Below are 21,287 nucleotides of genomic sequence, written 5' to 3' on the forward strand. Positions count from 1 at the left end.
GCGCTCCAACGGCGCCTTCGATGCCGGGCCTTTCTACCAAGGCCCGAAGCCCTTCATCTCAATGGATGGGGAAGGGGCGTTGATATTGAACCCGAGCGTACCGTTGGACAATCACAACCTCGTCGCCACCGACGATTTGAATAATCAAGAGGTTCTTGTGGACCTACAGGAGCTGATTTACGGATGAATCGCCAGGGCAAGACGACGGCAATTACTGGATTGCTCATTCTTATAGCCGTGCTGACTTCATGTGCGCCGACAAATCAGGGAAGCGAGACGACCATGGATCTCCAGACAGCGAAGGGCATCGCGATGGCATTAGAGGACGAGACCGCTGCACTCGTTCCTTCCGAGAATGTGGGCGACCAGTCTCAGTTGCAGATGACCTATTTGTTGGGCTGCGCGAATGACACGTTGGCTTGGCCTGGTCGAACGACTGTCACTCTGGTCGGTGATGTCGATGCGGAGGCGATGATCGATGTTATTGCCTCCGCGTGGGAGCAGAAGGACGGAGTGGTCGTGGAGCGACGCAAGACCAGGCAGGGCGCACCGAGGGTAGACATGACGGGCGTTCAGGGAGACTTTTATAGTGCGTCGATTTGGGCTCCCGGCACCGAACTTCAAATCACCTCCTTCTCGCCGTGTTTCGAGCTGGAGGGCGGCACGAAGCCTGGCATGAAGTATTGATTGAGTCGTCCGGGTCCTCCATGAGGCAGGGCTTTCCGATTGACAGCAACAACCTAGGCCTCTCCGGATGTGAACAATCGACTGGTCCTTGTAGATCTTGAGGAGCTGATTTACGGATGAATCCCACAGGAAAATGGGCGGCCATCGTCGGGATTGTCGCGCTGACAGCAGTGTTGGCGTCGTGTACGTCTACGGACCCGGAAAGTGAGGCGATGATGGATCTGCAGACAGCTAAGGGCATCGCGATGGCGATGGAGGACGAGGCTGCGGCCCTTGTCCCAGCGCAAAATGTGGGCGATCAGTCTCAGTTCACGACGGCACACCTCATGGGATGTTCGGCGGGCGGATATACCTGGCCCGGCCTCACGACCCTCACTTTGATCGGTGAGGTGAATGGCGAGGAGCTCATCGACGCGATCGCATCCGCGTGGGAGCAAAAGCCCGGGGTGACCGTGGAACGAAAAGCCGTTCGCGGCGGCACACTCCGGGTAGACATGATCGCGACACAGGGAGACTCCTACAGCGCGGGGGTCTGGGACTCTGGGAAGACTCTGAAAATCGACTCCTTCTCGCCCTGTTTCGAACTGGAGGACGGTCTCAAGCCCGGCATGGAGTATTGACGCAGCAAGGTGCCGCCCCACTTCTGAGGTTCGGCGGGAGAATCGCCGCCATCAGCGTCCCGCTCGCCATCACGGCACCTTTCCCGCCAGACCCAGGTCCAGCGCGTCAGGCCGGAAACACCGTTTAAGAGACAGTCCCGGTGGGGATCGTGCAGCTGGATTCGACCGGAGGCCTGCTCACCGCGAACGACCAGTGGCTGGCGCTTAGCGGACTCACCCCCGAGCAGTCCCAGGGCTCCGGATGGGCCGCTGCCATGCACCCCGATGACACCGAGCGGGTGGGCAGCGAATGGGCCGTGCACGCGGCCGACGGCACGGCGTACCAGACCAGTCTGCGGTTTCGCACACCGAACGGCCAGGTGAACTGGGTGCAGGTACATTCAGCGCCGACCTATGACAACGGCGTTCTGGTCGGCCACCTGGCCGGCGACGCCGTACTGGTCGAGGTCGCAGCCCGGCTGCTGGAGGGTGCCCGCGCCAACGGTGCAGCCCACCTTGGTTTCGCACCGCTGACCGAACGAACGTCTCATTCACCATTCAGCAGAACGTAGACGATCCCCGCGATCTGGCCGGTCACCCGGTCGGGAGCCTCGGCGCTGGCTGCGCTCGTGCTGAACGACGTCACGGTCATCAGGCGCTGGCCGTTTTGCAGGCCGTCAAGAAATTCCAGCACGGCGTCGAAATTTCCGGTGACGGCGATCGTGATCGGCACGGCGACGAAGTTCTCCGCCGTGACCAGTGGACTCGACGCGGCGGACGGCGCGGCCGAAGCATCTGCTGCCGTCGTGGGATCGACGCCGGAAGCGGTGTCGGGCAGCGCGACGACCGGCAGATACGGCATCGCGTCGGCCGAGGAGAATTCGGTCAGGGTGACGGATGTTCGACCGGCGATGCCATCCAGCTGGCCGATCAGAGTGGGCAGCGCCGCACCGCCCGGGATCGCCTCCCGCAGCACCGCGAGTTCGTCCTGCACCGTTTCGAGGCCGTCGAATTGACGTTGCAGTGCCGCGAGCTGCAGGTCATACACCTCATTCTGCGCCAGCGCCGCGCTGCGAGTCGTGCGGGCCTCGCTCAACTCGTCGAGTTTGGGCGAGATGCCGAGCGTGTACCCGGCCAGCATGACGAGCACGATGACGAGCATCGCGCCCACCAGCCACCACTTCGTCGGCGTCATCCGTTACCCTCCTGGTCGGCGAATCGGTTCGAGAACGCCTCGCCGTTGACGTGCAGGGTAAGGCTGACCTCGTACGCCCCGGAGTCGAGCAGCGCCACCCGGGTCGGGGCGCTGTCCGCGTACCCGGGCAGGGTCGCCATCGCGTCGAGCCAGTCGGGAATGCTCGGCAGGGTCGCACTGGTCAGTGTGAGGTTGATGGCGGCTACGCGGTGCGGCTGCAGCGGCGCCGTCGCTTGCAGATATGGAGCCCAGGGCGAACCCGCGTCGAGGGTCACCGCGCCAATCACAACGTCACCGGGCAGGCGGGCACGGATCTGCTGCAGATATGCGGTCCAGTCAATATCAACGGATGCCGCCAGACGGCGAGCCGCGAGGGTCGCGTCGACCTCCTCCTGCGCCCGCCGCACCTCGATGTATTCACCCTGCGCGGCCAGCAGCTCGGTCGTGCGGGCCTGTACGACAGCCAGGCTGGCCTGGCTGCGTTCGGCTTCCCAGGTGGCGGCCGCGATACCGGAGCCCGTCGCGATGACCACGGCGACGACCGCGACGGCGAGCGCCCGCCGGAGCCGACGTCCCTTCTGTTCCGCCGTGACTTCGGGCGGCAACAGGTCGACCCGGGGCTCACCGCCGATGATCGGGTCGTGATCGGCGTTCTGGGCGCTCATGGAGTGCGTCCCAATGCGAGACCGAGCGCGACGAGATAGTCCCCACCGGAATTTGCCAGCCGCAGAGCGTCGAGGCCACGGCCCACGGTGAGACCGCCGGATGGGTTCGGCGCTACGACCGGAAGGCGAGTGAGCTCGCCGAGTTGCGCGGCGAACCCGCCCAGCCGTGCTCCGCCCCCGGTCAGAACGATACGGGTCACGGGCAGGTCGCTCCGGGTGTGGATGAAGTAATTCACGGTGTTGCGCAGGCTGGCGAGCAGTTCACTCACGCCCTCGTGAATGACGAGCGCGGCGGTCGCCGCGGTATCGGCCAGCTCAGCGGCATCCGCTGACCCACCCGGGAACGGCCCGCTTGAGCCGATGCTGGAGGCGCGTTTGAGGGCATCGGCTTGTTCGACGGGCAGGTCGAGCCGAGCGGTGAGCGCCTGGGTGACGTCGTCACCACCGGCCGGAATGAGCCGCACGAACTGGGGCACTCCGGCCGCAGTGATCACGATGCTCGTTGTCCCGGCTCCGACGTCGATCTGCGCCACCACATCGTCGGTGGGGCCACCCCGACGAATAGCGCGGCTGAGGGCAAACGGAATCAAATCGACCGCGACCGGGTTGAGTCCGGCCAGTTGCACCGCCCGAACGTTACGCAAAACCACTTCCTTGACCGCGGCGATCAGGAGTCCGTTGAGCTGCGGCCCCGATTGGCCATCACCGGGCACGGCCTTGATCGGGTAAAAGTCGAGCAGGGCCTCCGACACCGGAACGGAGAGCAGGTTCTGCACCTGAAACGGCAACGACTCACGGATGCTGCGAATCGACTGCGCCGGAACAGTCAGGTCTCGAGCAACCACCCGATGGTTGCCCATACCGATGACAACATTCTTGGTGGTGAATTTGCCGCCCGCCCACAGCCGTTTCAGCTGTGAGGCGACCGTGTTGGGCTCGAGTACCTCGCCGCGTCCCACGGCGCCGTCGGGCAGCGCCGCCTCATGGAAGCGCATAATGGTCGGCTGCTCCCGGCCGGCATCGGCCAGTTCGACCGCCCGCAACGATGCACGACCGATATCGATGCCGACGACGTGGCGCGTCATGGTGTGCTATCCATCACTCAGGTCCCTCATTGACGTCATGTTTCCCAGGCGCGGAACAGTGCCAGCCGAGCCGGCGACGGTCACCGTGCCCGTGTCGAGGTCGATTCCCGGCAGGCCGAGCGGGGCAGATTCGAACCGGGTATTGTTCTTGAAATCGTTGGCCCCGTTCGCGTAGAGCTGGCCGCGCCACTCGAAAGTATTCATCGCGTTGAACCGGCAGGGTGTGTAGGTCATGGCGTCGAGTGTGGACGCTACCGTGAAACTGTTCTTCATCAAGAAGTCCCCCTGCGACGCACCACAGGTGGGCAGATTGTCGGCCACCAGGTCGGGCGTGATGAACCAAACTTTGTGTCGAGACGTCGACGAGGACTGAAAATGCACGTTGTTGACGAAGGTGAATTTATTGGCGAATATCACGACATCGGAGCTGAGCTTTACCGTGCCGGCTGCGGTGACACCGGAGGCACACGCAGCCAGGGCGTTGATAATGACGGGTTTGCCGCCGTTCGCGGCCGCAGATAGGGTCGTCGCATCGATGGTGCAGCCAGCACCGATTGACGCGACCTTATAAGGCACTCCGCTTGCGTCGATCCAGTCGCTCGGTGTGTAGTTGAGATCGACCCAGGGCGGCACTGTGGGAATCGGTGTTCCGACGGTATAGCGCGTATAGACGCCGCCGATCCTGCTAGCTCGTTGGTCCGCCGTCAGGTTCACGCTCGCCGCGGTGAGGTTGCCCGTTACGGCGCCGAGTGTCGCGGCGCCGGTGGCCCACGCGTTGCCCTCGATGGAGCATCCGCTGATATTGAGGTTGCCGGCCGAAACGACGACATCACCCTCGATCACGGTGTTATTGGAGCACGATACGTTTCCGTTCTTTACCTGGATGGCCGCCCGACCCGACTCGGCCACGAGCAGGTCGGCATTGTTCATAAACACGACACCGCCATAGAGGTACATGGCCGCGCCACTCGGCTGCACGCCCGGGGGCACTGCCGACTCGTACTCGAAGATCGCCTCGACCCGAGCTCGATCCGACGCTGACCCGGTCAACGAGCTTCCGGTTGACTCAACGCGCAAACGCACAGCCTGGACGCCGGCGGCGGGGCAGCCCGCCACCCATACGTCGTCGGTCGAGCTCAGGGAATACGCCACGTCGGCTGTGAATTGCGGCGAGGATCGCGAGTAGCTGGGCTGGCAGGTGCCCTGGGTCAAACTGAGTTCGGCCGCGCTGACACCGCTTTCGGCGGCGGCGACCGATTGCACGGAGGCACGAGTGCTGCGGGTGAAATCAAGCGAGTAGAGCGTGGCCGTGGTCAGGGTCAGGGTGATAACGATCATTACCCCCATAACGCCGATGACGGCCATGAGCGCACTGCCTCGCTCGACGCTCGCGCCGTTCTGATTTACAGGCACGGGGCACCCACCGTCGCAAGTGTGCGCGGCGTGACCGTCGTGTTGACGACTACATCATCCTGCGCGCCCGCAGCCAGGTTCAGGTCAACGGTGATGCGATCGTTGACCCCGCCGAAGACAGCGGCACCGGTTGTGCTCACACCGACGCCGAGCTTGATCCAGCTGTCCAGGTCGGCCGAAACCGGCGCAGCGATGTGACTTGCTGGAGTTGTGCGCTTTGTGTACAAAGAACCCCCAGAATCCGACGTATAGAACCACGCTTGACACGACCACACCACCGTTGCACCGCGGCCCGCCGTTCGAACGACGAGAAGTTGAGCACCATCACTGTTCTGCAGAGAGACCTGCGAGGCGTTACGCACCCCGACCTGCACCGAGCGGCTGATCAGCTGTCCGAGGTCGGTCGCTTCGGTCGTGCTGCGCACGTCCCGTTCGATTCCCACCGAGCTGATCAGCATGCCGCCGATGATCACGAGCACAACGACAGCAAAACTCATATAAACGAGAAGTTCGATCAGGGTGAATCCCGATTCTGCGTCCGTCAAAGGGGATTGCCCACTGTCGGTCACGGCGCATCCAACAGAATGAGGGTTTCCGCAGCGGCCAACTCGTCGTTCGACCCGACGGACGATGCCCACACCCTCATCTGCACGACGCGTAGGTACGGTTCGGCGCACACGTCGGAAGGCGGCAGGTTGAGCCTCAAGTGCGGTTGCAGGGCACCACGTTTCGTTTCCACTGCTGCCGGGACACTCGCGGTGACGGCCTTGACCGCTGAGCAGCTCGACCCGGCAGCCCCGACCCGCTGCAGTTGCTGGGCAACGACCTGAGTCGCCTCGGCGATGGTCACGTTCGTGTCGGAGACGCGCGCACTCTGCACGAGAATCGGCAGAAACGCAACGGCCAAGAGCCCGATGAGGAACATGGCCACGACAATTTCGACCACCCCGAATCCGCCCTCGTTGCACGAATGCGAGCGGCGCGGCGAATCGGGCATGCTCGCCCCCTTCGGTCGATCGAAACAGTGCACTGAAAATATATGGATCGGTGGGTCCACCAGACGGAGGCAGGCGGGGAGCCACGTGTGACACCCCACCCGGCACCGGCTACGGGGTCGCGACGTTCGAGACGCAGGTCCCCTGCAGAGCAGCACCGTTATCGTCGATGACGAAGATGCGGGCCGATCCTGTGAACTGGCCCGAGATGCAGAACGCTGTCGCTGAACCATTGAGCTTTACCGTGACTTCGTCGCTCTTGGTATAGGCGCTCGCCGTGAAGCTGCCATCAGCGCCGGGCGTCGGGAAGGTGTTGGTGACCATTTCGGCGACTACAGCGGTCTTCGCCTGGGTGATCTGGGCCTTGACAGCGCTGTCCTTTGCGCCCTCCTGCTGGTTGAGGAAGATCGGAATTGCCACGGCGGCAAGCACGCCGATAATGAGAACGACCACGAGCAGCTCAATGAGGGTGAAGCCCTGCTGCCGTTCTCGAATTGCCGTGCGGGTGCGGGAGAGTGCGTGCAGGGTGCGGTGGATCAGGGGTCGGATCATGAGCGTGGTTTCCTTATTGCCGTGGCATTACTGTGGGATATTGGGTAAGTGGGAAATGCCAAAATCTCACTTGGTTTGATCTTACGGTTTTCTACCCCTTAATTGGGGGTAACTTGAAAACTCGTTTTAGCATTCTCTGACCGGCTATTTTACGTATTCAAAGATGCTGAACATGGGCAGATACAGGGCGACGATCATTCCGCCGATCACCACTCCGATGAACGCGATCATGAGCGGCTCGATGAGTGCCGTGAGCTGCTCGGTGGTGGCCTGCACCTCTTGGTCGTAGAAGTCAGCAACCTTGGCGAGCATCTGCTCGAGGGCGCCGGCGTCTTCGCCGACGGCGATCATCTGCACGACCATGGGTGGAAAGATCGGCTCCTGCGCCAGTGGCCCGGCGATCGACCCGCCCTGGCGCACCGATTCGGTTACCTTGCGCAGCGCTGATTCAATCACCCAGTTTCCGCTGGTCTCACCGACAATGGCGAGCGACTGCAGGATGGGCACGCCAGCAGCGATCATGGTCGAGAAGTTTCGGCTGAAACGCGCAATGGCGAGTTTCGTGAGCAACGGTCCGAACACCGGAAGTCTCAGCTTGAACGGATCAACCCGCCGGCGCACCGCCTCGGAATTCTTGTTGGCGCGCCACCAGTACGCGAACCCAGCGCCAAGCACGAGCAGCAGCGGCCCCAGCCAGACCATCATCTTCGACAGCACCACGAGAATCTGGGTGGGCAGCGGCAGCTCCCCACCGAGCCCCGCGAACATCTTCTCGAAAACCGGCACGATGAAGATCAACATGCCGATCACCGCCAGCACCGCCATGATCAACACAACCACCGGGTACGCGAGAGCAGACTTGATGGTGTCGCGCAATTTCACCTCAGACTCGAAATTTCCGGCCACCGAGTTGAGTGAATTTTCGAGAAATCCGCCGGTCTCCCCCGCGCGAACCAGGTTGACCATGATGGGTGGAAATACTGCCGTGTGCTTGATCATCGCCTCGGAGAGCGCGGCCCCGGTCTCCACTTCGGATCGAATCGTTGCCAGGATGCGCGCGAGCTGAGCGTTCTCGGTCTGCTCCGCGAGGATGTTCAGGGTGCGCAGCAGGGACAACCCGGCACTGGTCATGGTCGACATCTGGCGACTCATGATCGCGAGGTCTTTCAGCCCGACGCCCTTGCTGAGACCGGGGATCCGCACCTCCCTCTTCAGCCCGGTCCCGACGGTGACCTCGGTCACCGAGATCGGCGCCAGCCCCATACCGCGCATCCGCACCATCGCCGCGTTCTCAGACGCGGCGTCCAGCCGACCCGTGACGATCTTTCCCACTGCGGTGCGACCCTTGTAGGCGAAGACCCCGCCGGTGGTCATTGCGGTTCCCTGGTGGAGTACGAATCACCGAAATCGATGCCGTCAAACCCCGATGGGCCGGCCGCGAGATCGCTGACATCCGTCTTGCGAATAAGCTGGGCGAGGCTGTCCTGGTCCTGAGCTTTGTCCTCGGCGGCCTTGCGAGTGATCAAACCGGCGTTGACGAGTTCGGCGAGGTGCTGGTCCATGGTGTGCATTCCCAGCGCTTTCCCCGCCTGCATGGCCGAGGCGATCTGGTACGTCTTGCCCTCGCGAATGAGATTGGCGACGGCCGGCGTAACGATGAGGATCTCCGTAGCGACGACCCGGCCACCACCGACCTTTTTCACCAAGGTCTGGCAGACCACGCCCTGTAGGGTGGCGGCGAGTTGGGCGCGCACCTGCCCCTGCTGGTAGGGCGGGAAAACGTCGATGATGCGGTCGATGGTCTGGGCAGCATCCTGGGTGTGCAGAGTTGCGAAAACGAGGTGTCCGGTCTCTGCCGCAGTGAGGGCCACCGACACGGTTTCCAGGTCGCGCAGTTCACCGATGAGAATCACGTCGGGGTCCTGCCGCAACACGTGCTTGAGCGCCGCCGCGAAACTGTGGGTGTCGTTTCCGACCTCACGCTGATTGATCAAGGATTTGTGGTGCTGGTGCAGAAACTCGATTGGATCTTCGACGGTGACGATGTGGTCGGCCCGTGTGCGATTGACCAGGTCGATGAGCGCTGCCAGGGTCGTGGATTTGCCCGAGCCGGTAGGGCCGGCGACGAGCACAAGGCCGCGGGCCAACTGTGCAAACTGGGCGACCGCATCCGGCACACCGAGCTCGCCCAGCTGTTTGATTTCCCCCGGGATCAGGCGAAAGGCACCGCCCACACTTCCGCGCTGTTGAAAGTAGTTCACCCGGAACCTCGCTCCGGTGGTCGTATAGGCGAAGTCGAGCTCGAGTTCGTCCTCGAACAGGTGCCGCTGCTCGGGGGTGAGCAGACTGAACAGCGCCGTGGCCACCTTGTCGCGCTTCCACACGGCGGCCCCGTCGATAGCCCGCAGTCCGCCGTCGATGCGGATGCAGGGCGGCGCTCCCGCCGTGACGTGCAGGTCCGAGGCACCCTGCAGCACGACGTCGCGCAGGGCCGCGACGAGCGCCGGGTCAGGCCCGACGTCGAGGTTCGGATCGTCGAGCGGCCAACTCTCCGCGGCGACGCCGGGCGGAGTGACCGGAATCTCGTAAATTTCCTGACTCATCGTGACTGTCCTTTCGGCCTACGCGACCACTCGAAGAATTTCGTCCACCGAGGTGAGGCCGAGCCCGACCTTGGCCCAGCCGTCGTCGCGGAGGCTGATCATGCCTTGCTCATGAGCCGTGTGGCTGATCAGGGCGCTGGACGCACGCGCGACGCACAGACGTTCGATCTCCTCGGTTACCGTCATCACCTCATGAACGGCAAGGCGCCCGCGATAGCCGGTATTGGAGCAGCTGGCGCATCCGTTTGGTTGAAAAATGAGGGGCAGCGGATGATCCGGCTCAAGTGGAAACCGCAGGTGTGCGAGCTCGTCCCGGTCGCGCCCGTCAGGCATCTTGCAGCGGTCGCACAAGCGTCGAGCCAGGCGCTGGGCGACGACGCAGTCCAGCGCGCTCCCCACGAGGAAGGGTTCGATGCCCATTTCGGTGAGGCGGGTGATGGCGCTCGGTGCGTTGTTGGTGTGCAGGGTGGAGAGCACAAGGTGCCCGGTGAGTGCCGCCTCGATGGCAATCTGCGCGGTTTCGTGGTCGCGAATCTCGCCGAGCAGAACAACGTCGGGGTCGCAACGCAGAATGCTGCGGAGTGCGCTCGCGAAGGTGAGGCCCGCCTTCGGGTTCACCTGCACCTGGTTGATGCCGACCATGCGGTATTCCACCGGATCTTCGACCGTGATCACGTTGATCTCCGGTCGGGCCACCGAATAGAGGGTGGTGTACAGGGTCGTCGATTTGCCCGACCCGGTCGGCCCGGTCACGAGGATCATGCCGTAAGGCTTGGAGTAGGCCGTCTTGAAGGCGTCGTAGTTGTGGTCGAGCAGTGACAGGTCGCGCAGGTCCATGCTCGTGGTCGAATTGTCGAGGATTCGCATCACGACCTTCTCGCCCCACACGGTCGGCAGGGTCGCCACGCGCAGGTCAATCTTGCGGCCGCCGTGACTGACCGACATACGGCCGTCCTGCGGTTTGCGACGCTCCGCGATGTCGATGTCGGCCATGATTTTCAGGCGGCTGATGACGCCGTTCTGAATGCTCTTCGGTGCGCTCGGCATCTCGTGCAACACTCCGTCGATGCGATACCGCACCCTCAGGCTGACCTCCCCGGGCTCTATATGGATGTCGCTGGCCTTGTCCTGGATGGCCTGACTCACGAGCAGGTTCACGAAGCGCACGATGGGTGCAGCATCGTCGCTGGCTTCATCGCTCGGATCAGGCGTCGACAGGATCGAGTCGTGTTCTTCCTCAAGCGTGGTCGTGAGGTTGCTGAGCTCGTCGTCGGCGCGATGGAACCGAGCGATCGCCGCGAGCAGATCGCTGCGCTCGGCGACCACCGCAGACACTCGCATGCGAGAGGCCTCACCGACATCGTCAAGCGCGAACACGTTACCGGGATCCACCATTGCGAGCACGAGCCGCCCGCCCTCAATACCGATTGGCAGCACTTCGTGTCGTCGACAGACCAGCGGCGACACGAGGGCGAGGGCACTCGCCTCGACCGCATACTCGAGCAGTTCGACAAAGGGAAGATTAGCCTGGGCGGCTCGTGCCTTCGCGAACTGCAGCTCGGTGATAATTCCGCTGTCGACAAGCCGCCGAACGGCGCCCTCATCGGCCGGATCCCCCGCCAACAGGGTGTCGAGAGCTTCGATCGGAAGCAGACCGTGCAGAATGAGAATCTCAGTCAGGGTTGCCACACACGCCTCCCCCAAACTGGGCACAATTACAGTAGAACCCGAGTATACGTCTCTTCACCCCGTTTCCCGTCCTCCTCCCTTCGCCCTCCGGCTACTTTCCGGGCCCGGGCCCGGAAAGTAGGACCGGGATAGATCATGGACCCGGTTCCCTACGGTGGGCCCGGGCGGCGGGGCGGGCGCGCGAAGCCAGCACGCGGCATCCGCTGCCCGGCACCGCGCTCGAGTGCTTAAACGACGGATGGCCCCTGCCGAAGCAGGGGCCATCCGTTTAGAACTGCGGGTTAGTTATACGTACCCGGCGCCAGGTCGTCCGACGAGAAGCTGTCGAAGTCGACGAAGCTCAGGTCACCCTCATTGAACGTTGCATCTTCGGTGAAGATGCGGTTCGGGTAACGCTCAGCCTTGGCTTCTTCCGTGGCCTCGACGGTGACGTCGCGGTAGCGGGGAAGGCCGGTTCCAGCGGGGATCAACTTACCGATGATGACGTTCTCCTTGAGGCCCATCAGCGGGTCGCTCTTGCCTTCCATGGCCGCCTGGGTCAGAACCCGGGTGGTCTCCTGGAAGGAAGCAGCCGACAGCCAGGACTCGGTCGCCAGCGATGCCTTGGTGATACCCATGACTTCCTGGCGAGCGGATGCCGTCTTCTTGCCCTCGGTGAGCGCGGTGCGGTTGAGGTCGTTGTACTTCAACCGGTCAACGAGCTCGCCCGGAAGCAGTCCGGTGTCACCGTGTTCGACGACGGTCACCTTGCGAAGCATCTGACGAACGATGACCTCGATGTGCTTGTCGTGAATCGGTACACCCTGCGAACGGTAGACCTCCTGCACACCGGAGACGAGGTGCTTCTGCACCGCGCGAACACCCTTGACGCGAAGAACTTCCTTCGGGTCGACGGCGCCGATGATGATCTGCTGCCCCAGCTCAACGTGCTGGCCATCCTCAACGAGGAGGGTTGAACGCTTGAGCACCGGGTAGGCGATAGCTTCGTCGCCACTGTCGGGGGTCAGGATGACCTTGCGGCCCTTGTCCGAATCCTCGATCGTGATGCGTCCGGCAGAGTCGACGATGGGCGATGCACCCTTGGGGGTACGCGCCTCGAACAGCTCCTGAACACGCGGCAGACCCTGGGTGATGTCGTCAGCGGATGCCGACCCACCCGTGTGGAAGGTACGCATGGTCAGCTGGGTGCCGGGCTCACCGATGGACTGTGCGGCAATGATACCGACGGCCTCACCGATGTCGACGAGCTGGCCGGTAGCGAGCGACCGGCCGTAGCAGACCGCACACACACCGACAGCCGACTCACAGGTCAGCACCGAACGCACCTTGATGGTTTCGACACCACCGATAATGAGCTTCGCGATGAGCACGTCTCCGACGTCGTCTCCGGCGTCGGCGATGACCTCACCGGCAGCGTTAACCGCGGCTGCGGCCAGGCTGCGGGCGTAGACCGCGTTCTCGACGTTGAAGTCGACCAAGAGGCCGCCGTCTTCGCCCCGCAGGAGCGCACCGGTCGTGGCGTCGGTTCCGGCGATGGGCAGTTCAAGGCCCTTCGTCGTTCCACAGTCGTCTTCGCGGATGATGACATCCTGCGAGACGTCCACCAGACGACGGGTGAGGTACCCCGAGTCAGCGGTACGCAGAGCAGTGTCGGCCAGACCCTTACGAGCACCGTGAGTAGCAATGAAGTACTCGGCGACGGACAGGCCTTCGCGGTAGCTCGAGATGATCGGGCGAGGGATGATCTCACCCTTCGGGTTGTTCACGAGGCCTCGCATGCCGGCGATGTTACGCACCTGCAGCCAGTTACCACGAGCACCCGAGGTGACCATGCGGTTGATCGTGTTGTCGGCCGGGAAGTTCGCCTGCATCGCTGCGGCAACGTCTTCCGTGGCGCGAGTCCAGATCTGGATGAGCTCCTGGCGACGCTCGAGGTCGGTCGTGAGACCCTTCTCGAACTGTGCCTGAACCTTGGCGGCCTGCTTCTCGTAGCCGGCAACGATCTGCGGCTTGTTCGGCGGGGTCAGAATGTCGCTGAGCGCAACGGTTACACCGGAACGGGTTGCCCAGTAGAAACCGGCATCCTTGATCCGGTCGAGGGTTGCAGCAACCTCCACCTTGACGTACCGCTCCGCGAGGTCGTTGACGATGGTCGACATGGTGACCTTGTTGGCAACGTCTTCGAAGTACGGGTAGTCGGCCGGAAGCGCCTCGTTGAAGATGGCTCGACCGAGGCTCGTGGTGACGAGAACGGTTCCGACAGCCTGGCCGCCCACAAGTTCGACGCCTTCGGGCTGCGTGCCCTCGGTGAAGTACTTGTCGGTCAAGCGGATGCGCACCCTGGCATTCAGGTCGAGCGACTTCTGGTCGAACGCGAGAATGGCCTCGGACACGGTGGAGAATGCGCGGCCTTCTCCGACCACACCTTCCTTCATCGTGGTGAGGTGGTGCAGACCGATGATCATGTCCTGGGTGGGCAGGGTCACCGGGCGGCCGTCAGACGGCTTGAGGATGTTGTTCGAGGCGAGCATCAGGATGCGTGCCTCGGCCTGGGCCTCAACCGAGAGCGGAAGGTGGACGGCCATCTGGTCACCGTCGAAGTCGGCGTTGAACGCCGCGCAGACGAGCGGGTGCAGCTGGATTGCCTTACCTTCAACGAGCTGAGGTTCGAAGGCCTGGATGCCGAGGCGGTGCAGGGTGGGTGCACGGTTGAGCATGACCGGGCGCTCGCGGATGATTTCCTCGAGCACGTCCCAGACCTGCGGACGTGAGCGTTCGACCATCCGCTTGGCAGCCTTGATGTTCTGAGCGTGGCTCAGGTCGATCAGACGCTTGATCACGAACGGCTTGAACAGCTCGAGTGCCATCTGCTTGGGCAGACCACACTGGTGCAGCTTGAGCTGCGGGCCGACCACGATGACCGAACGGCCAGAGTAGTCCACGCGCTTGCCGAGCAGGTTCTGACGGAAACGACCCTGCTTTCCCTTGAGCATGTCGCTCAGGGACTTGAGGGCACGGTTACCGGTACCGGTGACCGGGCGACCACGACGACCGTTGTCGAACAGTGCGTCGACGGCCTCCTGCAGCATCCGCTTCTCGTTGTTCACGATGATCTCGGGAGCACCGAGGTCAAGCAGACGACGCAGGCGGTTGTTGCGGTTGATCACACGACGGTAGAGGTCGTTGAGGTCGCTGGTGGCGAAACGCCCACCGTCGAGCTGCACCATCGGGCGCAGTTCCGGCGGGAGCACGGGTACGACGTCGAGCACCATTCCGGCCGGCGAGTTGCCGGTCATGATGAAGGCGTTGACCACGCGCAGACGCTTGATGGCACGGATCTTCTTCTGACCCTTGCCCTCAGCGATCTGCAGGTGCAGGTTTTCGCTCTCGGTGACCAGGTCGAAAGCCTCAAGGCGCTTCTTGATGGCTTCGGCGCCCATGTAGGCCTCGAAGTACATTCCGAAACGGTCCTGGAGCTCGTGGAAGACGGAGTCTTCCGGCTTCAGGTCGCCGACCTTGAGGGTGCGGAAGTCCTCCCACACGCGCTCGAGGTGCGCGATCTGCTCGTCCAGGGACTTGCGAACCTGGCCCATTTCCTTCTCGGCGGCGTCCTTCGTGCGCTTCTTCTGGTCGCTCTTGGCGCCTTCGGCCTCCAGTGCTGCGAGGTCGGTTTCAAGGCGCTGCAGGCGATCGGCGATGCGCGAGTCGCGGCTGGACTCGATGGTCTTGAGTTCGAGGCGAAGCTCGTTCTCGAGGCCAGGCATGTCCTGGTGGCGACCGTCTTCGTCCACCGTGATGACCATGTACGCAGCGAAGTAGATGACCTTTTCGAGGTCCTTCGGAGCCATGTCCAGCAGGTAGCCGAGACGCGAGGGCACACCCTTGAAGTACCAGATGTGCGTGACCGGAGCAGCGAGCTCGATGTGGCCCATGCGCTCACGGCGCACCGACGACTTCGTGACCTCTACACCGCAACGCTCGCAGACGATGCCTTTGAAGCGAACACGCTTGTACTTGCCACAAGAGCATTCCCAGTCCCGTGAGGGTCCGAAGATCTGCTCGCCGAACAGGCCGTCTTTTTCCGGCTTGAGCGTGCGGTAGTTGATGGTTTCGGGCTTCTTGACCTCACCGTGCGACCAACGACGGATGTCGTCTGCGGTAGCCAGGCCAATACGAAGCTCGTCAAATGTTGTTACGTCGAGCAATTTCTCTCCTTGGAAAGTTTTCGAAGATTGCGGGGCGGGCCCTGCCTTAACAAGCTCAGATGTCGTCGATGGACGACGACTCAAACCGGGTGGAAATGTTGATGCCGAGTTCTTCCGCAGCACGGAACACCTCGTCATCCGTGTCGCGCAGGCTGACTGCGGTGCCATCGGCCGAAAGTACTTCGACGTTCAGGCAGAGCGACTGCATTTCCTTGATAAGAACCTTGAAGCTCTCGGGAATGCCGGGTTCCTGGATGTTCTCACCCTTGACGATGGCTTCGTACACCTTGACGCGGCCGAGGATATCGTCGCTCTTGATGGTCAGGAGTTCCTGCAGGGCGTAAGCGGCTCCGTATGCTTCGAGCGCCCACACCTCCATCTCACCGAAACGCTGTCCACCGAACTGCGCCTTACCACCCAGCGGCTGCTGCGTGATCATGGAGTACGGACCCGTCGAACGTGCGTGGATCTTGTCGTCGACGAGGTGGTGGAGCTTCAGGATGTACATGTATCCAACGGACACCGGCATCGGGAACGGCTCACCGGAGCGGCCGTCGAAGAGCTGGGTCTTGCCCGAGGAACCGATGAGGCGTTCGCCGTCGCGGGTCAGGGTCGTGGAGTCCAGAAGACCCTCGATCTCGATCTCGAGCGCGCCGTCGAATACCGGGGTGGCGACCTTCGTGCCGGGGGCGGCGCTGAAGGCGTGCTCCGGAAGACGAGCAGCCCATTTCGGCTTGCCCTCGACGTTCCAGCCCTGCTTCGCAATCCAGCCGAGGTGGGTTTCCAGCACCTGACCGAAGTTCATACGACCGGGGATACCGAGCGGGTTGAGGATGATGTCAACCGGGGTTCCGTCGGCGAGGAACGGCATGTCCTCGATCGGCAGAATGCGGGAGATGACACCCTTGTTGCCGTGACGGCCGGCGAGCTTGTCACCCTCGGTGATCTTGCGCTTCTGGGCGATGAACACGACCACGCGCTGGTTGACGCCCGAGCCGAGCTCGTCGTCGCCGTCCTGCGAGTCGAACACCTTGACACCGATGATGGTGCCGCGCTCACCGTGGGGAACCTTGAGCGAGGTGTCGCGAACTTCGCGGCTCTTCTCGTTGAAGATGGCGCGCAGCAGGCGCTCCTCGGCGGAAAGCTCGGTCTCGCCCTTGGGCGTGACCTTGCCGACGAGGATGTCGCCGGGGCGAACCTCGGCTCCGATGCGAATGATGCCACGCTCGTCGAGGTCGGCGAGGAAGTCCGGAGACACGTTGGGAAGGTCGCGGGTGATCTCTTCTTTACCCAACTTGGTGTCGCGGGCATCCACTTCGTACTCTTCGATGTGAATCGAGGAGAGGGTGTCGTCTTTCACCAGGTTCTGGCTCAGGATGATCGCGTCCTCAAAGTTGTAACCTTCCCACGGCATGAATGCCACGAGCAGGTTCTTTCCGAGGGCGAGTTCGCCCTGGTCGGTGGCGGGTCCGTCGGCGATGACCTCGCCGGCTTCGATGCGCTCACCGGCGTTGACGATCACGCGGTGGTTGAAGCTCGTGCCCTGGTTGGAGCGCGAGAACTTGCGCAGGTAGTAGTCCTGCGTGCCGCCCTCGTCGAGCTGGATGGTAACAACGTCAGCCGACACCTCGGAGACCACACCGGGCTTCAGCGCGGTGAGCACGTCACCGGCATCGATGGCCGTGTAGACCTCCATGCCGGTTCCGACGAGCGGGCTGTCGCTGAGAAGCAGCGGCACCGCCTGACGCTGCATGTTGGCACCCATGAGCGCGCGGTTTGCATCGTCGTGCTCGAGGAACGGGATGAGGCTGGTCGCGACCGACACCATCTGGCGCGGCGAGACATCCATGTAGCCGATGTCTTCAGCGGGAACGAGGTCGACCTCGCCACCCTTCTTACGAGCTAGCACGCGGGCCTCGGCGAAGTGCGAGTCCTTGGTGAGCGGCGCGTTGGCCTGGGCGACGATGAAGTCGTCTTCCTCACTCGCGGTGAGGTAGTCGATCGTCTCGGTGACCTTGTTGCCCTGCACACGACGGTACGGCGTCTCGATGAAACCGAACGCATTGATCTGCGCGAACGAGGCGAGCGAACCGATCAGGCCGATGTTCGGGCCCTCAGGGGTCTCAATGGGGCACATGCGGCCGTAGTGCGAGGGGTGAACGTCTCGCACCTCGACGCCGGCGCGGTCACGGGACAAACCACCCGGGCCCAGCGCGGACAGGCGACGCTTGTGCGTGAGGCCTGCGAGCGGGTTGTTCTGGTCCATGAACTGCGACAGCTGCGACGTACCGAAGAACTCCTTGATCGCGGCGACGACGGGGCGCACGTTGATCAGGGTCTGCGGGGTGATCGCTTCGATGTCCTGCGTGGTCATGCGCTCGCGAACGACGCGCTCCATGCGGGACAGTCCGGTGCGAACCTGGTTCTGGATGAGCTCGCCAACGGCACGGATACGGCGGTTACCGAAATGGTCGATATCGTCGATGTCGATGTTGATGTCGGTCATCTTGCCGTCGCGCAGACCCGGAAGGGTGGTCTGGTTGTCGTGCAGGGCGACGAGGTACTTGATGGTGGCCAGAATGTCCGCCAGCGTCAGTACGGAGTCACTCAGCGGCGCTTCGAGGCCGAGCTTGCGGTTGATCTTGTAACGACCAACCTTGGCCAGGTCGTAGCGCTTGGAGTTGAAGAAGAAGTTGTCAAGGAGCGCACGCGCAGCCTCGGCGGCAACCTGCTCGCCGGGACGAAGCTTGCGGTAGATGTCCTTGAGGGCTTCTTCCTTGGTAAGGATGTTGTCCTTCTCGAGGGTGAGCTCGATGGACGCGTAGCCCTTGAACTCCTCAAGGATCTGCTCGCTGGTGAGGCCAAGGGCCTTCAGGAACACGGTCACGGACTGCTTGCGCTTGCGGTCGATGCGCACGCCAACCTGGTCGCGCTTGTCGATCTCGAATTCAAGCCAGGCACCACGGCTCGGGATGACACGGGCGGAGTAGATGTCCTTGTCAGACGTCTTCTCCTGCTCGCGGTTGAAGTACACGCCCGGGGAGCGCACCAGCTGCGACACGACGACACGCTCGGTGCCGTTGATCACGAAGGTGCCCTTGGGGGTCATCAACGGGAAGTCACCCATGAACACGGTCTGAGTCTTGATCTCACCGGTGAGGTGGTTCATGAACTCGGCGTTCACATAGAGGGGTGCTGAATAGGTCTTACCCTTTTCCTTGCACTCGTCAATGGTGTACTTCTCCGGCTCGAGCTCCGGGTTGGTGAAGGACAGCTGCATCGTTTCGCCGAGGTCCTCGATGGGAGAGATCTCCTCGAAGATCTCATCGAGCCCGGTGCGATTCGGCAGGTCCTGGCGTCCGGCCTTCTGGGCCTCGGCGACGCGAGCCTTCCAGATATCGTTGCCGACGAGCCAGTCGAAGCTCTCGGTCTGCAAAGCGAGCAGATCCGGAACGTTCAAGTGGTCGCTGATCTTTGCGAACGACAGACGCTCGTGGGAGCGGCCGTTCTTGGGTGAGTTGGTGGTTGCGTTGCGCGCAGCAGCCAAGGAAATAACCTCCGTGGACCCCGTCAGGTCTAGTTACTGTTATTGGTGATGACTCCGCAGACCCTCGAAAGAGGTGTGCCTCAAGGTGGCTTGAACACGCAAAGCCGACCGCAATATGAAGGCATAGTTTGTCTGGGAGCGCAAGGATCAACTATATGCCTTCCTGACTGATGTGTCCACCTCATTGTTGCGATCGAGCAGATTCTCAGGTATAACCCACCCTTCCCCTTCCCTCGAAAGCGGATGTTGCCGGTACCGCACACACGGAGGGCGCAGACTGGGGGGATGAGTACTGGGCGCAAGGGCGAAGTGGCGACGGACGGGCATCCCTCTGTCGTATTGAAGTTGAGCGGACACACGGCGGTGATCGAACCGGACCGGTTCACCCCCGGCAGCTTTCAACTCGTGGTCGACGGCACTCCGCAGTCGCACGTGAACATCGACCACCCCGACGAGCTCTTCTTCGAGTACATCCAGCGCATCGGGCATGTCATCGATCTGCTCGGGGAACCGCACGAGCCGATCACCGCCGTGCACCTCGGAGCCGGCGCCCTCACCCTGCCCCGCTATGTCGAGGCGACCCGACCGGGCTCGCGCCAGCAGGTGGTGGAGATCGAGAGCGATTTGATCGATCTCGTGCGCGAGGTGCTTCCTTGGGACAAGCGCGCCCAGCTGCGGGTGCGCCACGGCGACGCCCGCGAGGTGCTCGGCAAGCTGCCGGCCGGGCTGAACGGCGCGGTCGACCTCGTCGTGGTCGACATCTTCTCGGGCGCGCGCACCCCGAAGCACGTGACCAGCCGTGAGTTCTTCGCGCTCGCCGCCCCGCTGCTGTCGCCGCGCGGTGTGCTCGCAGTCAACGTTGCGGATGGCCCCGGCCTCGCGTTCGCGCGTGGCCAGGCCGCCACCCTCTCCGCGGTGTTCCCGCACGTGATCGGATTCGCCGAGACCCAGGTGCTCAAGGGTCGCCGTTTTGGCAACATCGTGTTCGTGGCGGCGCACACGCCGATCGACCTCAACTGGATTCCGCGGCTGCTCGCGGGCGGGCCGCACCCGGCGAAGGTGATCGAGGGCGCCGAGCTGAAGGCGTTCATGGCCGGTTCGCTCGTGGCGACCGATGAGACCTCGACGCAGTCGCCGCTGCCCGGCCGCACGGTCTTCCAAATCGGGCATTAGCCGAGCATCCGTTCCGAACTGCGGAGATTCTGCACAATTCGGGTCACCGCACCCCTTGGTTTGACAAATCAGCCCAGATCTCCGCAGTTGTGAACGTTGCCCTAGATAACTCCCCCGATGCGACCCCCACCGGCGCAACACCGCCCCGGCTTCGGCCGGTTTCTCACCGGCGGCGGTACTCTGGGCACACCCGTTCTTTCCCCTGCGGCCGCGGCCGCCCTCGTCAATACAGGAACACACCCTGAGCTTCATCATCGGTTACGATCCCATCACCCTGCGCGAAAAAGTCGACCTGCTGGCCGCTGGCGAGCGACTCGTCGAACTCGGCAATCTGCGCAGCCTGGCCGCCCTCAACGAAAAGGTCGCCCTGCTGCGGCTGGTCGGGCGGCTCGATGAGGCCTGGGAGATCGCGAATGAGGCGCTGCGGCAGTCCCGCTTTACCGGCAACCGGGAGCAGGCGGTGGCCAGTCGCATCCGTCGTGCGCAGGTTTTGCAATTTCAGGGCAAGCTCGATGAGGCCGCGAGCGAGCTGACGCACTGCATCCTCGACTCCGAGGTGCACGAGTGGACCCGCCTCGCCGCCTATGCCCGGCAGCACCGCGGCAAGGTGTACTTCGACCAGGGCAACCTCGAGGGCGCGTTGGCTGACTTCACCGCGGCCGTGTTTCTTCGGGAGAAAGACGGCGCCGACGCCGACGAACTCGACAGCTCGCTGCTCGCCGTGGCCGTCGTTGAATCGCACATTGCGGCCCGCGGGTCCGCGGCCTGACCACCTTCCACTTTGGCTGCCGCGCAAAACTCCTGCAATTCGCAGCGGGCGCTCGATACAGGTCCGAAAATACGCGGCACCCGATGCGCTCAGCCAGAAATTGCAGGAGT

At 63.0% G+C, this 21,287-nt stretch carries 18 protein-coding genes; 5 read left to right on the forward strand and 13 right to left on the reverse strand.

What is annotated here, in order from left to right; translation table 11 throughout:
• Window positions 1-183: 183 nt before the first annotated feature.
• The 3 genes from E3T35_RS13150 (at window position 184) to E3T35_RS13160 (ending at window position 1,858) form a co-directional block, all read left to right on the forward strand.
• The gene (locus tag E3T35_RS13150; protein ID WP_092341663.1) at window positions 184-687 is read left to right on the forward strand and encodes a hypothetical protein; all 504 of its coding nucleotides are present in this window, start codon (window positions 184-186) and stop codon (window positions 685-687) included.
• 116 nt (window positions 688-803) lie between these two features.
• Entirely contained in the window at window positions 804-1,307 is a 504-nt protein-coding gene (locus E3T35_RS13155) for a hypothetical protein (protein WP_134379485.1), read from the forward strand.
• 140 nt (window positions 1,308-1,447) lie between these two features.
• Entirely contained in the window at window positions 1,448-1,858 is a 411-nt protein-coding gene (locus tag E3T35_RS13160) for a PAS domain-containing protein (protein WP_134345487.1), read from the forward strand.
• On the opposite strand, the gene pilO is transcribed toward E3T35_RS13160, so the two are convergent.
• From pilO to rpoB, 12 genes are all read right to left on the reverse strand, one after another.
• Window positions 1,834-2,481, reverse strand: coding sequence for a type 4a pilus biogenesis protein PilO (gene pilO / locus E3T35_RS13165; RefSeq protein ID WP_134345488.1), 648 nt, complete (start codon window positions 2,479-2,481; stop codon window positions 1,834-1,836). The genes E3T35_RS13160 and pilO overlap by 25 nt on opposite strands.
• Window positions 2,478-3,146 carry a hypothetical protein gene (locus E3T35_RS13170; RefSeq protein WP_134345489.1) on the reverse strand — a complete coding sequence of 223 codons (669 nt, stop codon included), beginning with the start codon at window positions 3,144-3,146 and terminating at the stop codon, window positions 2,478-2,480. The genes pilO and E3T35_RS13170 overlap by 4 nt, the downstream gene beginning before the upstream one ends.
• Window positions 3,143-4,231, reverse strand: a complete 1,089-nt coding sequence (gene pilM, locus E3T35_RS13175; protein ID WP_134379487.1) for a type IV pilus assembly protein PilM — start codon at window positions 4,229-4,231, stop codon at window positions 3,143-3,145. Before pilM ends, E3T35_RS13170 begins: the two co-directional genes overlap by 4 nt.
• Before the next feature lie 6 nt (window positions 4,232-4,237).
• Window positions 4,238-5,644 (reverse strand): hypothetical protein, encoded by a 1,407-nt coding sequence (locus E3T35_RS13180; RefSeq protein WP_134345491.1) that lies wholly within the window; start codon window positions 5,642-5,644, stop codon window positions 4,238-4,240.
• Entirely contained in the window at window positions 5,635-6,213 is a 579-nt protein-coding gene (locus tag E3T35_RS13185) for a hypothetical protein (protein ID WP_134379489.1), read from the reverse strand. Before E3T35_RS13185 ends, E3T35_RS13180 begins: the two co-directional genes overlap by 10 nt.
• Window positions 6,210-6,641, reverse strand: a complete 432-nt coding sequence (locus tag E3T35_RS13190; RefSeq protein ID WP_134345493.1) for a type II secretion system protein — start codon at window positions 6,639-6,641, stop codon at window positions 6,210-6,212. Before E3T35_RS13190 ends, E3T35_RS13185 begins: the two co-directional genes overlap by 4 nt.
• Before the next feature lie 109 nt (window positions 6,642-6,750).
• Window positions 6,751-7,191, reverse strand: a complete 441-nt coding sequence (locus tag E3T35_RS20095) for a type IV pilin protein (RefSeq protein ID WP_134379491.1) — start codon at window positions 7,189-7,191, stop codon at window positions 6,751-6,753.
• 144 nt (window positions 7,192-7,335) lie between these two features.
• On the reverse strand, window positions 7,336-8,565 hold the full coding sequence (locus E3T35_RS13200; protein ID WP_166789951.1) for a type II secretion system F family protein: 1,230 nt from the start codon (window positions 8,563-8,565) through the stop codon (window positions 7,336-7,338).
• Window positions 8,562-9,794 carry a type IV pilus twitching motility protein PilT gene (locus E3T35_RS13205; protein ID WP_134379493.1) on the reverse strand — a complete coding sequence of 411 codons (1,233 nt, stop codon included), beginning with the start codon at window positions 9,792-9,794 and terminating at the stop codon, window positions 8,562-8,564. The genes E3T35_RS13200 and E3T35_RS13205 overlap by 4 nt, the downstream gene beginning before the upstream one ends.
• Before the next feature lie 18 nt (window positions 9,795-9,812).
• The gene (locus E3T35_RS13210; RefSeq protein WP_134345495.1) at window positions 9,813-11,483 is read right to left on the reverse strand and encodes a GspE/PulE family protein; all 1,671 of its coding nucleotides are present in this window, start codon (window positions 11,481-11,483) and stop codon (window positions 9,813-9,815) included.
• A gap of 281 nt (window positions 11,484-11,764) precedes the next feature.
• The gene (locus E3T35_RS13215) at window positions 11,765-15,688 is read right to left on the reverse strand and encodes a DNA-directed RNA polymerase subunit beta' (protein WP_134345496.1); all 3,924 of its coding nucleotides are present in this window, start codon (window positions 15,686-15,688) and stop codon (window positions 11,765-11,767) included.
• A gap of 55 nt (window positions 15,689-15,743) precedes the next feature.
• Complete coding sequence (rpoB, locus tag E3T35_RS13220; RefSeq protein WP_092341667.1) at window positions 15,744-19,235, reverse strand: DNA-directed RNA polymerase subunit beta; 3,492 nt, start codon at window positions 19,233-19,235, stop codon at window positions 15,744-15,746.
• A 285-nt stretch (window positions 19,236-19,520) separates the two neighbouring features.
• On the opposite strand from rpoB, the gene E3T35_RS13225 reads away from it, so the two are divergent.
• Complete coding sequence (locus E3T35_RS13225) at window positions 19,521-20,408, forward strand: spermidine synthase (protein WP_134379495.1); 888 nt, start codon at window positions 19,521-19,523, stop codon at window positions 20,406-20,408.
• Between the two features lie 223 nt (window positions 20,409-20,631).
• Here the strand turns inward: E3T35_RS13225 and E3T35_RS19850 are convergent, their stop codons facing one another.
• On the reverse strand, window positions 20,632-20,970 hold the full coding sequence (locus E3T35_RS19850; protein ID WP_241987772.1) for a hypothetical protein: 339 nt from the start codon (window positions 20,968-20,970) through the stop codon (window positions 20,632-20,634).
• Between E3T35_RS19850 and E3T35_RS19855 the strand changes: the two genes are divergently transcribed.
• Window positions 20,965-21,177: a hypothetical protein gene (locus E3T35_RS19855; RefSeq protein ID WP_233197172.1), complete on the forward strand. Its 213-nt coding sequence runs from the start codon at window positions 20,965-20,967 to the stop codon at window positions 21,175-21,177. The two genes, E3T35_RS19850 and E3T35_RS19855, sit on opposite strands and share 6 nt — an antisense overlap.
• Window positions 21,178-21,287: the final 110 nt, after the last annotated feature.

It is taken from the genome of Cryobacterium sp. TMT1-2-2, assembly GCF_004403505.1.
Taxonomy (GTDB): domain Bacteria; phylum Actinomycetota; class Actinomycetes; order Actinomycetales; family Microbacteriaceae; genus Cryobacterium; species Cryobacterium flavum.

Bases quoted from the DNA above. Each gene is read 5' to 3' on its own strand.
- E3T35_RS13150 (WP_092341663.1), top strand. From the start codon at position 184: ATGAATCGCCAGGGCAAGACGACGGCAATTACTGGATTGCTCATTCTT.
- E3T35_RS13155 (WP_134379485.1), top strand. From the start codon at position 804: ATGAATCCCACAGGAAAATGGGCGGCCATCGTCGGGATTGTCGCGCTG.
- pilO (WP_134345488.1), bottom strand. From the start codon at position 2,481: ATGACGCCGACGAAGTGGTGGCTGGTGGGCGCGATGCTCGTCATCGTG.
- E3T35_RS13170 (WP_134345489.1), bottom strand. From the start codon at position 3,146: ATGAGCGCCCAGAACGCCGATCACGACCCGATCATCGGCGGTGAGCCC.
- pilM (WP_134379487.1), bottom strand. From the start codon at position 4,231: ATGACGCGCCACGTCGTCGGCATCGATATCGGTCGTGCATCGTTGCGG.
- E3T35_RS13190 (WP_134345493.1), bottom strand. From the start codon at position 6,641: ATGCCCGATTCGCCGCGCCGCTCGCATTCGTGCAACGAGGGCGGATTC.
- E3T35_RS20095 (WP_134379491.1), bottom strand. From the start codon at position 7,191: ATGATCCGACCCCTGATCCACCGCACCCTGCACGCACTCTCCCGCACC.
- E3T35_RS13200 (WP_166789951.1), bottom strand. From the start codon at position 8,565: ATGACCACCGGCGGGGTCTTCGCCTACAAGGGTCGCACCGCAGTGGGA.
- E3T35_RS13205 (WP_134379493.1), bottom strand. From the start codon at position 9,794: ATGAGTCAGGAAATTTACGAGATTCCGGTCACTCCGCCCGGCGTCGCC.
- E3T35_RS13225 (WP_134379495.1), top strand. From the start codon at position 19,521: ATGAGTACTGGGCGCAAGGGCGAAGTGGCGACGGACGGGCATCCCTCT.